11 protein-coding genes, 1 tRNA gene and 1 rRNA gene are annotated in these 12,738 nt (G+C 56.2%); 6 read left to right on the forward strand and 7 right to left on the reverse strand.

Annotation, left to right across the window (positions count from 1 at the left end; genetic code table 11):
* Positions 1-5 precede the first annotated feature (5 nt).
* The 3 genes from ACJO3M_RS10415 to tyrS form a co-directional block, all read right to left on the reverse strand.
* Positions 6-82 (reverse strand) — tRNA-Ile (locus ACJO3M_RS10415).
* Positions 83-193: 111 nt separating this feature from the next.
* Positions 194-1,733: ribosomal RNA gene (locus ACJO3M_RS10420) — 16S ribosomal RNA — on the reverse strand.
* Between the two features lie 470 nt (positions 1,734-2,203).
* Positions 2,204-3,406, reverse strand: coding sequence for a tyrosine--tRNA ligase (tyrS, locus tag ACJO3M_RS10425; RefSeq protein WP_407001315.1), 1,203 nt, complete (start codon positions 3,404-3,406; stop codon positions 2,204-2,206).
* Between the two features lie 304 nt (positions 3,407-3,710).
* Between tyrS and ACJO3M_RS10430 the strand changes: the two genes are divergently transcribed.
* Together ACJO3M_RS10430 and ACJO3M_RS10435 are read left to right on the forward strand one after the other, a co-directional pair.
* Positions 3,711-5,096, forward strand: coding sequence for an OapA family protein (locus ACJO3M_RS10430; RefSeq protein WP_407001316.1), 1,386 nt, complete (start codon positions 3,711-3,713; stop codon positions 5,094-5,096).
* A 3-nt stretch (positions 5,097-5,099) separates the two neighbouring features.
* A complete protein-coding gene (locus ACJO3M_RS10435) occupies positions 5,100-6,197 on the forward strand; it encodes an anhydro-N-acetylmuramic acid kinase (RefSeq protein ID WP_407001317.1) in 1,098 nt (365 codons plus the stop codon).
* Here ACJO3M_RS10435 and erpA read toward each other — a convergent pair whose 3' ends face one another.
* From erpA to argC, 4 genes are all read right to left on the reverse strand, one after another.
* On the reverse strand, positions 6,198-6,530 hold the full coding sequence (gene erpA / locus ACJO3M_RS10440) for an iron-sulfur cluster insertion protein ErpA (RefSeq protein WP_406988987.1): 333 nt from the start codon (positions 6,528-6,530) through the stop codon (positions 6,198-6,200).
* 86 nt (positions 6,531-6,616) lie between these two features.
* Positions 6,617-7,081 (reverse strand): bactofilin family protein, encoded by a 465-nt coding sequence (locus ACJO3M_RS10445; protein WP_407001318.1) that lies wholly within the window; start codon positions 7,079-7,081, stop codon positions 6,617-6,619.
* Between the two features lies 1 nt (position 7,082).
* Positions 7,083-7,823, reverse strand: coding sequence for a DUF6776 family protein (locus ACJO3M_RS10450; protein WP_407001319.1), 741 nt, complete (start codon positions 7,821-7,823; stop codon positions 7,083-7,085).
* Between the two features lie 9 nt (positions 7,824-7,832).
* Positions 7,833-8,870, reverse strand: coding sequence for an N-acetyl-gamma-glutamyl-phosphate reductase (gene argC / locus ACJO3M_RS10455; protein ID WP_407001320.1), 1,038 nt, complete (start codon positions 8,868-8,870; stop codon positions 7,833-7,835).
* Positions 8,871-9,017: 147 nt separating this feature from the next.
* On the opposite strand from argC, the gene ACJO3M_RS10460 reads away from it, so the two are divergent.
* The 4 genes from ACJO3M_RS10460 to thiE are packed head-to-tail and all read left to right on the forward strand — an operon-like array spanning position 9,018 to position 12,734.
* The gene (locus ACJO3M_RS10460; RefSeq protein ID WP_407001321.1) at positions 9,018-10,793 is read left to right on the forward strand and encodes a chloride channel protein; all 1,776 of its coding nucleotides are present in this window, start codon (positions 9,018-9,020) and stop codon (positions 10,791-10,793) included.
* Positions 10,794-10,796: 3 nt separating this feature from the next.
* Positions 10,797-11,219 carry a protoporphyrinogen oxidase HemJ gene (gene hemJ / locus ACJO3M_RS10465; protein ID WP_407001322.1) on the forward strand — a complete coding sequence of 141 codons (423 nt, stop codon included), beginning with the start codon at positions 10,797-10,799 and terminating at the stop codon, positions 11,217-11,219.
* Positions 11,220-11,260: 41 nt separating this feature from the next.
* A complete protein-coding gene (gene thiD / locus ACJO3M_RS10470) occupies positions 11,261-12,019 on the forward strand; it encodes a bifunctional hydroxymethylpyrimidine kinase/phosphomethylpyrimidine kinase (protein ID WP_407001414.1) in 759 nt (252 codons plus the stop codon).
* Positions 12,020-12,023: 4 nt separating this feature from the next.
* The gene (gene thiE, locus ACJO3M_RS10475) at positions 12,024-12,734 is read left to right on the forward strand and encodes a thiamine phosphate synthase (RefSeq protein WP_407001323.1); all 711 of its coding nucleotides are present in this window, start codon (positions 12,024-12,026) and stop codon (positions 12,732-12,734) included.
* The last annotated feature ends 4 nt before the right edge of the window (positions 12,735-12,738 follow it).

Here is a 12,738-nt window from a genome sequence, read left to right on the forward strand (position 1 = left end):
AATTCTGGTGGGTCTGGGTGGACTTGAACCACCGACCTCACCCTTATCAGGGGTGCGCTCTAACCACCTGAGCTACAGACCCGGTTTTGCTTGTCCTACAACAAGCCAAGTCGGGTCCGAAAGACCCTTTTGCTCTCTTTATTAGCCAACCAAGTAATTCGTGTGGACTCTGACCGAAGCATTCGGCTTCGTTTAAGGAGGTGATCCAGCCGCAGGTTCCCCTACGGCTACCTTGTTACGACTTCACCCCAGTCATGAACCACACCGTGGTGATCGTCCTCCCGAAGGTTAGACTAACCACTTCTGGTGCAATCCACTCCCATGGTGTGACGGGCGGTGTGTACAAGGCCCGGGAACGTATTCACCGTGACATTCTGATTCACGATTACTAGCGATTCCGACTTCACGGAGTCGAGTTGCAGACTCCGATCCGGACTACGATGCGTTTTGTGAGATTAGCTCCCCCTCGCGGGTTTGCAGCCCTCTGTGCGCACCATTGTAGCACGTGTGTAGCCCTGGCCGTAAGGGCCATGATGACCTGACGTCATCCCCACCTTCCTCCGGTTTGTCACCGGCAGTCTCCCTAGAGTTCTCAGCCGAACTGCTAGCAACTAGGGATAGGGGTTGCGCTCGTTACGGGACTTAACCCAACATCTCACGACACGAGCTGACGACGGCCATGCAGCACCTGTGTCAGAGTTCCCGAAGGCACCAATCCATCTCTGGAAAGTTCTCTGCATGTCAAGGCCAGGTAAGGTTCTTCGCGTTGCGTCGAATTAAACCACATGCTCCACCGCTTGTGCGGGCCCCCGTCAATTCATTTGAGTTTTAACCTTGCGGCCGTACTCCCCAGGCGGTCTACTTAGTGCGTTAGCTGCGCCACTAAGACTTCAAGAGTCCCAACGGCTAGTAGACATCGTTTACGGCGTGGACTACCAGGGTATCTAATCCTGTTTGCTCCCCACGCTTTCGCACCTCAGTGTCAGTGTTGGTCCAGGTAGCCGCCTTCGCCACTGGTGTTCCTTCCTATATCTACGCATTTCACCGCTACACAGGAAATTCCACTACCCTCTACCACACTCGAGCCTGACAGTTCGAAATGCCGTTCCCAGGTTAAGCCCGGGGCTTTCACATCTCGCTTATCAAACCACCTACGCGCGCTTTACGCCCAGTAATTCCGATTAACGCTTGCACCCTCCGTATTACCGCGGCTGCTGGCACGGAGTTAGCCGGTGCTTCTTCTGTGAGTAACGTCAAGCCTCATGGGTATTAGCCATAAGGTTTTCCTCCTCACTGAAAGTGCTTTACAACCCGAAAGCCTTCTTCACACACGCGGCATGGCTGGATCAGGGTTGCCCCCATTGTCCAATATTCCCCACTGCTGCCTCCCGTAGGAGTTCGGGCCGTGTCTCAGTCCCGATGTGGCTGATCATCCTCTCAGACCAGCTACGGATCGTCGCCTTGGTAGGCTCTTACCCCACCAACTAGCTAATCCGACTTAGGCACATCCAATAGCGCAAGGTCCGAAGATCCCCTGCTTTCCCCCGAAGGGCGTACGCGGTATTAATCCGGGTTTCCCCGGGCTATCCCCCACTACTGGGCAGTTTCCTAAGCATTACTCACCCGTCCGCCGCTCGTCAGCGGGGAGCAAGCTCCCCCTGTTACCGCTCGACTTGCATGTGTTAAGCCTGCCGCCAGCGTTCAATCTGAGCCATGATCAAACTCTTCAGTTTAAATCATACAAGAATCCGAAGATTCTCTATTCTTGCTCAAGACAAAACTCAATTTCGACGAGTCACTGTCCTGATATTTCGTATCCGAAATACCTCGGCCAGCGCCCACACGAATTACTTGGTTAACTTTTTAAAGAGCGTTCGGGGCTTGCCCGATCAAGGTGGCGTATTCTACATCGCTCCGCCGCCTTGTCAACCGTTTATTTCTCGTTGTCTCCGTCTCCGGAAACCGCCGAAAAATGAACCGGCTTACTGCTGTATCGAGGCGCGCATTCTACACTGAACCGCCACCTTGTCAACTGCTTTCTGAAGAAATTTGAAACTCGCTTTCTTCAATACTTTCAAACAGTTGCCTTCCGAATCCGGAGCCGCCTAAGTGGCTTACCCCTCGAAAGAGATGCGCATTCTACAGAGCTCAGGCGAGGTGTCAACGAGCTTTTTGATATTTTCTCAAAAACCCCGGGTTCCGTTCAATCCTTAACCAAAACGCGGGCAATCTTCTTCTTGCCTGCCTGGACAACGCAGTCATCACCGGCTGCAAACATCCGCTCATCGGTTACCTGCTCACCATTAATGTATACCGCCCCACGACCAAACACATCTTTTGCGGCCTTACCATTGCTCGCCAGATTCGCCTCTTTCAGCAACGACACGATGTGCAACTCCCCGCGCCCCGCCAGGGACACTTCCACCGTTGGCACATTTTCGGGAATCTCACCAAGACCAACCCGGTTGCCCGCCGACTTATGAGCGGTCGCCGCCGCCTCGGCATCATGAAAACGGGTAATAATCTCTTCCGCCAGCAGCTTCTTGTACTCCTGGGGATTAGCGCCACCGTCTACGGCGGCATGGAACTCTTCCACTTCCGCCAGCGGCCGGAAGCTCAGCAGCTCGAAGTAACGCCACAGTAAATCATCCGGCATTGAAAGCAGCTTGGTGTACATCTCACCAGGAGAGTCATTAACACCGATATAGTTCCCCAGGGACTTGGACATCTTCTGAACACCATCCAGCCCTTCAAGTATCGGCATGGTCAGAATAGCCTGGGCCGGTTGCCCATAGTGCTTCTGCAGAATGCGCCCCATGAGAAGATTAAACTTCTGGTCGGTCCCGCCCAGTTCCACGTCAGCTTCCAGCGCCACAGAATCGTAGCCCTGAACCAGCGGATACAGGAACTCGTGAATAGCGATGGACTGCTCGGCGCGGTAACGCTTGGTGAAGTCATCACGCTCCAGCATCCGGGCCACCGTATATTGGCCCGCCAGCCGGATCATATCCGCCGCGGTCATCTTCCCCATCCATTCGGAGTTGAAAACAACGCGGGTTTTGGCCGGATCCAGGATCTTGAACACCTGCTCTTTATAGGTAATGGCGTTTTCCGCCACCTGCTGGTCTGTTAATGGAGGACGGGTAGCGCTCTTGCCACTCGGATCACCGATCTTACCCGTGAAGTCCCCGATCAGGAAAATAACCTCGTGGCCGAGATCCTGAAACTGCCGGAGCTTATTAATAAGGACAGTATGCCCAAGGTGAAGATCGGGCGCCGTGGGATCAAACCCCGCCTTGATGCGCAGAGGGCGGCCTTCTTTCAGCTTCGCCACCAGATCGTCTTCCGGAATCAGCTCGTCAACGCCACGCTTGATTATGGCTAACGCCTCATCGATAGATGCCATGAACTACACGTCCCCAGTTTTATCTAGAAAGATTCTGTCAGTTACAGACCTCTACAAAAGAAATCTGTGAGTTACCCGATCCCCTGATACATTAGAGTCGTTCAGTTTTTGAACAGACCCGAACATTCAGGGCGGCGTATTATAGCAATGACGCCACCAGAAATCTGGAGAATGGACCAGTAACTGTAATGTTCCGAGCTGTCCCACACGCATTTTATGCGGTAATCTGTTGGACTATACTTTATCAACAGCTTTAATTAGGTAGTTCAACCTACCGGAATACCGATTAAAACGGGTGTCACACGTGCTGAAAACGCTTCCCAAAACACACATTACCATTGCTGCCGCGGCCACCGTGGTAGTAACGGCCGCCATTCTAATGAGCCCCAGCTCTGATGTTGAGGCCAAGAGGATGTCCTATTCCCTGGACCTGAATGGCAACCCTGTCACCAATTCTGCGCCCAAAGAAGGCACGCCGACCTCAAGTAACAGTACTCCAGATTCGGACGATAGCGCAGTTCCAGCGAAAGCGGAGCTGGCAATCAACAGTCCAGCAGAAGACCAGGCGCCCAAGCTGAACTGGCAGGAACACAAGATCAAGTCCGGGGACACGTTGTCTTCCCTGTTTCGTGATGCCGGATTCAACGACGGCATTATGTTGAAGGTCATCCATGGCGAAGGCGAAGCAGACAAGCTGCAACGCCTTTATGCAGGCGAAACCATTGCCTTCGCAACCGATGCCAATGGTGACCTGGCCGCTATCGACCTGAAACGCAGCTTACTGGAAACGCTTCACATCTCCAGAGTTGAAGATGGCTTCAAGGGTGAAACCATTGTCCGCGAACCCGAGGCCCGCCCCGCCTTCGTTTCCGGTGTGATCGACGGCTCCCTTTATGTTGCAGCCCGGGAGGCTGGAATGAGCGACCGGCTTGCCATGGAGATGGCCGGCATCTTCGGCTGGGACATCGACTTCGTATACGATGTTCGCAAGGGCGACCGGTTCGAGGTGATTTACGAAGAACTCTACCTGGACGGTGAAAAGTTTGATACTGGTCGGATCCTTTCTGCCCGTTTTATTAACAGAGGCGAAGAGAACATAGCGCTGCTGTATACCGACAGCAATGGAGACAGTGATTATTATGCACCCGACGGCTCCAGCATGCGCAAGGCGTTCCTGAGAACGCCAATTAATGCACGGGTATCCTCTCCCTTTAATATGCAGCGCCGCCATCCAGTTCTTGATGTTGTCCGGCCTCATGAAGGCACTGACTATGCCGCTCCTCCCGGCACGCCCATCAAAGCCGCCGGGAATGGTCGAGTGCATTTCGCGGGTTGGAAGGGTGGATATGGTCGCACCGTGATTCTTTCTCACGGTGACAACATAACCACGCTCTATGCCCACATGAGTCGGCTAGGCAAAGGCATCGGGAATGGATCCCGGGTGAAGCAGGGAGAGACCATCGGCTACGTTGGCTCCTCCGGCATGGTCACCGGGCCACACCTGCACTATGAATTCCGCAAGAACGGTGCGCCACGAAACTCCCGCACGGTGGATCTGCCGGATGCCAAACCGGTACCCAAATCCGAGATGGCCCGTTTCAGCCAGTTTGCGGAGCAGAGGGTCGCCCAGTTCGAAGTGTACCGCGATGGCCACCAGCAACTCGCACTGGCCCAAGATCAGGACGAGTAACCCGTGAGCACGTGGCTGGGACTGATGTCCGGCACCAGCATGGACGGTATTGATGCCGTGCTGGTGTCGTTTCCGGGTGACCGGATCTTCATACATGCCACCCACAGCATTCCGTACCCCGACGACATTCGCCACCGCCTGGCTCAGCTCAGTCAGAATCAGGGAACGCCCGACGAATTGGGTGAGCTGGACCATATTGTTGGCAGCCTGTTTGCCAAAGCGGCTATCCAGACTCTCGACAAGGCCGGCATGTCCCCGGGCGACATCGCTGCTATCGGCAGCCATGGTCAGACCGTTCGCCACCAGCCGGGGGGCAATGCGCCCTTTTCCCTGCAAATTGGCGACCCCAACCTGATAGCCGAACGCACCGGCATCACTACCGTGGCCGACTTCCGCCGACGTGACATGTCGGCAGGCGGCCAGGGCGCACCACTGGTTCCCGCTTTCCACAAGATGTTTTTCGGTTCGGAGACCGAGGACCGCTGCATTCTCAATCTGGGCGGAATCGCCAACATCAGTTGGCTGCCAGCAGGCGAACATCAAAAGGTCAGCGGTTTCGATACCGGCCCCGCCAACGCGCTGCTGGACGCATGGTGCCACTACCAAACCGGACGCCCCTATGACGAAGCCGGACGCTGGGCCGAGGAAGGCATTGTTCACCATGAATTACTCGGAGACATGCTCTCGGATGGCTATTTTTCCCGACCGGCCCCCAAAAGCACCGGCAAAGAAAAGTTCAATCTTGAGTGGGTAAAGACGCTGGCCCACAGACACAGCGATGCTTCAGCCGTCGACGTCCAGCGCACCTTGCTGGAGCTGACAGTGGTTTCCATTGCACGCCAACTGCCGCAATCGCCGGGGATGACAGTATTTACCTGTGGCGGCGGAACCCGGAACGTGTTTTTGATGCGGGAACTGAAACGAACCTGCAGTCCGCTGACGATCGCATCGACCGCAGATTTAGGGCTGGATCCACAGTGGGTGGAACCTGTCGCCTTTGCCTGGCTGGCAAAGCAAACACTGGAGAAACGCCCCGGCAACTTGCCTGAAGTAACCGGAGCGTCAAGGGAGAGAATTCTCGGGGCGGTCTATTTCGCCTGATCAGATAGAGAAAGAGCTGCCACAGCCACAGGTGGAGCTCGCATTCGGGTTGCTCACCACAAACTGGGAGCCCTGCAGACCTTCGGTATATTCCACCGTTGCCCCTACCAGATACTGATAGCTCATCGGATCCACCAGTAGCGTCACTCCATCCTTCTCGATGGTGGTGTCCTCCTCGTCCTGACTTTCATCGAACGAGAAACCGTACTGGAACCCGGAACAACCGCCACCAGTCACAAAAACCCGCAACTTGAGTTGGGAATTACCCTCTTCCTCAACCAGCTCGCGCACTTTTGCCACGGCGCTATCACTGAGAAACAGCGGTGTGGCCATTTGTTGCTGAACTACACTCAAGTCCGCCTCCGGATTACTATACGTGTGATGCACACGATTATCATATTCCTGACCAAATCAGTCAACTATTCCGTTTCCACCCGGTTTTCCACGTCATCCGGGCGTTCCGCAGCCTCTCTGGCGCCATGCTGATGGGCGTCACTGTTCAGCAACCCCACCGGCTCACGCTGGTGTACCAGGTTACCATTCACCGAGGCGCCCATTGCCATCTCGATCAGGTTGTAATAGACATTACCATTGATAGAGGCTTTTTCGGCCAGTTCAAGATGGGCTGAAGCATAGACATCGCCATTGACGTTACCATTGATAATCACATGGGGTGCGACAATATCGCCGGTAATTTCGCCCACTTCAGACACCCTGAGCACTGCGTCGCTACCCTCCTCCGCGACCACCTTGCCACGAACGCGGCCATCAACGTGCAATCCGCCGGAGAAATGTACATCCCCCTCCACCGTCGTGCGCGATGAAACCAACGTGTCAAAATGCCCAGTTGGACGACGGGGTGCCTGTTTTTTCTTGCCGAGCATGTCAGTTCTCCGTTAAATCAACCCAATTAAATGTACGTTCCGCCTGTGCGGCCTTGCTGCCTTCGGACCGGGCAACTACCTGCACCTCCATTGGCTGGAAATCCGACGGCAGCTCAAGCTGGCCTTCGATATCCTGGAAGTAGCGGAAGCGGAATTTTACGCCCAGATCGTCGATATCACCGGAAAGGTCACGAAGCGCGATGACTTCTTTCTCATCACTACGCATGCCAATCACATTAACGGCGACAACGCCTGAAATATAACTCTTGTTGTTTCCCACCTGGGTAAGGACAAGTTTGAAGCCGTAATCATTCTCGTCGCGCCCCGATTGCAGTGACAACCGGTCCACCTGTAACCCCTTACTGGTCTCCGAAGGCGCCATGATATTCTGATAGAAAGTCAGGTCAGCCTTCAGTGAAGCAATCTGCGTTTCCAGACCAACGATGGTCTTGCGAGTCTGATTCAGTGCTTGCTGGTCAATCGCGCGCCCCCGCTCCAGATTCGTTAACTGCTGGGACGCATCACGATAATTTGCCCGAAGATCCTCCACTTCCTGCTCAAGCTGGTCACGGCTATCCTCAACGGAGGAGAAGCGGAAGCCGCCTTGGGCGAGCCCCGCAGCATATCCGCCAACTGCGGCAACCACTGAAAACACCAGCAGTATCAGGGTGCGCCTTAGCCTGTATCCCGGTCGGTGGCGGATAACAACATATTCTTCCGCCGGCTTTCTTGGTTCACTCACCGGCGATTCCTATGGCAGCAAAGCGGGCGTTTCCAGCCCGAGAGTTTCTTTCAGACCAAACATGATATTCATGTTCTGCACCGCCTGCCCTGCCGCACCCTTCACCAGGTTATCGATGACAGAGGAAACAATCACAATGTTGCTGTTTTCCTGACGATGCAGGGCCATCCGGCAATGGTTTGCTCCCCGTACGCTGCGGGTTTCGGGATGACTGCCAAATGGCATCACATCCACAAAAGGCTCATCCTGGAAACGATGCTCGTAAAGCGCCTGCAACTGATCAAAGTCCTGTGGATTCTTCAGCTCGGCGTACAGGGTTGCCTCTATACCACGCACCATGGGAACCAGGTGAGGCACAAACGTGATACCCACGTCTTTTCCGGCGGCATGACTAAGGCCCTGACGAATCTCCGGCAGGTGCCGGTGTCCCGAAGCCCCATAGGCCTTGAAGCTTTCACCGACTTCGCCATGGAGCATGCCGATCTTACCCTGACGGCCGGCGCCACTGGCACCGGATTTGGCATCGGCAATCAGCCGTGATGGATCCACCAGATTATTCTCCAACAGCGGCAGGAAGCCCAACTGGACGGCCGTCGGGTAACAGCCAGGATTCGCCACCAGTTGCGCATCGCGTACTTCGTCCCGCACCACCTCGGGAAGGCCATAAACGGCTTTTGCGGCCCATTCCGGGCTTTCGTGGGGCATGCCATACCAGTTGGCCCACACGTCCAGATCCCTCAGGCGAAAATCGGCGGACAGATCAACAACCCGGGTGCCCGCCGCCATCAACTCGGGCATCATGCGCATGGCCACGCCATGGGGGGTCGCGAAAAACACCAGGTCACAGGCAGAGAGAGTGTCTACATCCGGCTCAGAGAACGCCAGATCATAATAGCCGCGAAGATTCGGATACATCTCCGCAACCGGGAGGCCCGCTTCCGAACGGGAAGTGATACAGCTCACCGTTGCTTCAGGATGGACCGCAAGAATTCTTAGAAGCTCCACACCGGTGTAGCCGGTTCCGCCTACAATGCCTACTTTTATCACCTGTTACTCCAGCCTCATTCGGTTCTGCAAAATACGAGTCATGTTTTGACTACTAGTCTAACATGATAAACCAACGACTTATTGCAGCCCGACAGGCGACCGTTACAATAACCCTACGATCCACCCTCAACCGGAACTCCGGCGTTCATGCGAAAGATCTGGCACCAGATTACCGAGCACCTGATTCCCGTATTCCGCCGCAGGCTCTCCGGCGTTGACGCCTTGCCACAACTGGCCGTACTGGGTCTGCTCTCGGGGCTGATCACCGGGGGCGTCATCCTGGTGTTCCGCCTGGCCATTGAATGGCCGTTAGAGTATTTCCTCCCGGGCGAAGGGTCAGAATCCTTCGAGGAACTCGACCTTCTGACCCGTGGGTTGCTCCCGCTGGCAGGCGCCCTGGCACTTGGCCTGTTTCTCCATCGCCTGGCGACTCACGACCGCAAAGTGGGCATCGTACACGTCATGGAGCGCCTGAATTATCATCAGGGTTATATTCCGGTTCGTAGCGCCATCGTTCAGTTCATCACCGGCGTGAGCACCGTTGTCACCGGACAATCCGCCGGTCGTGAAGGCCCGGCTGTACACCTTGGGGCCGCCTTTTCCAGTCTGATGGGGCAGTGGATGAGGTTGCCGAATAACAGCATCAGAACCCTCGTGGCCTGCGGTTGTGCAGCAGCGATATCCGCCTCTTTCAACACGCCGATTTCTGGCGTGATCTTTGCCATGGAAGTGGTCATGATGGAGTACACCATCGCCGGATTTACACCGATCATTCTCGCCGCGGTCAGTGCAGCGATTGTCTCGCAGGCGATCTACGGATCGGAGCCTGCATTCAGCGTGCCCGCCCTGACCATGAATTCCCTGATGGAAATCCCCTGGATTCTTGTCATTGCCATCATTATTGGCGTAGCCGCCGCCATATTTATTCATCTAGTAGACACGATGGGCCGTTACCACCATCGTCCGGTACTGCTGCGCCTCGCAGTATGTGGTCTGATGATGGTGCCCTTCGCTTTGCTGATTCCGGAAGTGATGGGCATCGGCTACGATACCGTCGACCTCGCCATCCACGGTCACCTGGCGTTCTGGCTGCTCCTGGGGGCAGGCATCGCCAAACTGATTATCACCTCATTGACCATTGGGCTCGGAATGCCCAGCGGCGTCATCGGCCCCACCATTTTCATGGGCGCTACCCTGGGTGGCGCAATGGGACTTGTCGGCGCCCAGATTGCCCCAGAGACAGCATCTTCCGTTGGCTTCTACGCCATGCTGGGCATGGGAGCCATGATGGGTGCGGTACTGCAGGCGCCACTGGCAGCGTTGATGGCATTGATGGAGCTGACCCGAAACCCGCACATCATGTTACCTGGCATGCTGATTATCACCACCGCGAGCCTGGTAACCAGCGAGGTGTTCGGCAAGAAATCCCTGTTCCTGACAATATTGAAGAGCCAGGGCCTCAGCTATCAGAACTCCCCCGTCATCCAGGCTCTGCGACGGGTGTCCGTCGGCGCCATCATGGACCGCAGCATTTTACGTACTGAAAGACACCTGTCGATGGACGAAGCTCGCAAGATACTGAAATCAGAACCCAAATGGCTGGTCGTGGAAGGCAGCAGCGGCCCCACTGCACTGCTTCCCGCCGTGGACCTTGCCCGCTATATCGAAGATGCTGGAAAACTGGCTGAAGAAAAGGAGGCAAAACTTCCGGAAACCATCGACCTGATGGAAATTCCCGCCAACCGCCGGGATGTTGCCCCGGTACAATACCAGGCCACCCTGGAAGAGGCGCTGGATGTATTCGACAGCACCAACGCGGAAGCACTGTACGTACAGCGCCACGTTGCCCCGATGATTCAGCGCGTATACGGCATCGTGCTGAAATCCGACATTGAAAGTTATTACCAATACCGACGGAGTTAAGCGATGCTCTGGGTGAAGGCCCTCCATATTATTTCCCTGGTCTGCTGGTTCGCCGGCATTTTCTATCTGCCGCGACTGTTCGTGTACCACGCTGCCTGCGAGGATCAGCCCGGACGTGAACGCTTCAAGATCATGGAACGCAAGCTGTACCGGGGCATCACGACCCCATCGATGATAGCCACCCTCATTTTTGGCATCTGGCTGATCAGTTACAATGTGTCCGGTTATTTCAGTCAGGGCTGGATGCATGCCAAACTGGCACTGGTCGCGCTGCTGATTGCCTACCACTTTTACTGCGGCCACCTGGTCAAGGTTTTCCGGGATGACCGGAACACCCGGGGCCATGTATTTTATCGCTGGTTTAACGAACTGCCGGTACTGGTACTGGTAGCCGTGGTCATCCTGGTCGTTGTCAAACCATTCTGAGGAGCTGAACCATAAAACGCTATACTCGCCCCCAAGTACTGATCCTGTCTGGCCTTGACCCGTCGGGAGGGGCCGGCATCCAGGCCGACATTCAGGCCATCACCGCACTGGGCTGCCATCCGTTGCCGATCCTGACCTGCCTGACCGTTCAGGATACCTGCAACGTATACGACGCCAGCGCTGTTGATGCAGACCTTATCCGCAGGCAACTGGACCGTGTGGCGGCAGACGCCCCCATTCACGCCATTAAAACCGGCGCCCTGGGCAATGCCGAAGTCGTTGATGTTCTGGTGGAGTTTCTGCACCGGAACGCCGACATCCCCGTGATTACCGATCCGGTTATCAAAGCCGCGGGAGGCGGCGATCTGGCGGACGCCGCATTGATCCAGGCAATGAAGGAGCACCTGTTCAGCTGTGCGGAGATGATTACCCCCAACGGGATTGAGCTGGCCATGCTTGGCGACAGCGATGACCCGGCCGAAGCCGCGCAGAGGCTGATGGCAGCAGGCTGCCAATCGGTTCTGGCCACCGGCGGTCACGGCGAGGGCCCGCAAATCACCAACACCCTCTTCACTCACCATGCCGATCCCCTGCAATGGCAGATTGAGCGGGTAGGCGGGGAATATCACGGCACCGGGTGTACGCTGGCGGCTGCCATTGCCGCTGGTCGCGCTGCGGGACTGTCGCAGCGGGCTGCGATATCCCAGGCACAGAATTTCGTTAACCACGCCATACTCCACGCCCTGGAGGTTGGTCGCGGCCAGCCAGTACCGGATCGCGGCATTCCCTGGGAGCGCTGAGCTCATGACAGCCACTCCCTTTCCGAAGCGCCTCACACCAGGCCTTTACGCCATTACCGACAGCGATCTGCTGCCGGAGGACAAACTGCTCCCGGCGGTGGAGGCTGCACTGAGGGGCGGCGCGGTACTGGTCCAGTACCGTGACAAACACAGCTCAGCGGTGACGCGCCTGAACCAGGCCCGAAACCTCGTCGCTGCCTGCTGCAACGCGGGCGTGCCCCTGCTCATCAATGACGATCCCGACCTGGCGCAGCGTGTCGGCGCAGACGGCGTTCACCTGGGTCAGACCGATGGCTCGCTTCTGGACGCCAGAAAAAAACTCGGCGACGGCGCAATCATTGGCGCTACCTGCCACGGTGATTTGGCGCTGGCCGCGAAAGCAGCCGGGGAGGGAGCAGACTACCTTGCTTTCGGGCGCTTTTTTGGATCAACCACCAAGCCCGATGCCCCGCCTGCGGAGCTGTCGATACTGGCGAAAGCCCGCCAGTACCATCGGCCGCTGACCGCCATTGGCGGCATTACTACCCGGAACGGGGAAGATCTTATCAAGGCCGGGGCGGATATGCTGGCTGTCGTCGGCGGGTTGTTCGGCGGCGGCCCAGAACACACGGAACAACAGGCGAAAGCATTCGCGCGACTGTTTGCCGCCCACCATCCGCTGTTCCAGTCCCGGACAACAACTCACGACACATTTTCAAATATTCAGGAGCCCTGAAACC

It is taken from the genome of Marinobacter alkalisoli (genome assembly GCF_045449795.1).
GTDB lineage: Bacteria > Pseudomonadota > Gammaproteobacteria > Pseudomonadales > Oleiphilaceae > Marinobacter.

Bases quoted from the DNA above. Each gene is read 5' to 3' on its own strand.
- hemJ (WP_407001322.1), top strand. From the start codon at position 10,797: ATGCTCTGGGTGAAGGCCCTCCATATTATTTCCCTGGTCTGCTGGTTC.
- ACJO3M_RS10460 (WP_407001321.1), top strand. From the start codon at position 9,018: ATGCGAAAGATCTGGCACCAGATTACCGAGCACCTGATTCCCGTATTC.
- erpA (WP_406988987.1), bottom strand. From the start codon at position 6,530: ATGGCCACACCGCTGTTTCTCAGTGATAGCGCCGTGGCAAAAGTGCGC.
- tyrS (WP_407001315.1), bottom strand. From the start codon at position 3,406: ATGGCATCTATCGATGAGGCGTTAGCCATAATCAAGCGTGGCGTTGAC.
- ACJO3M_RS10445 (WP_407001318.1), bottom strand. From the start codon at position 7,081: ATGCTCGGCAAGAAAAAACAGGCACCCCGTCGTCCAACTGGGCATTTT.
- thiE (WP_407001323.1), top strand. From the start codon at position 12,024: ATGACAGCCACTCCCTTTCCGAAGCGCCTCACACCAGGCCTTTACGCC.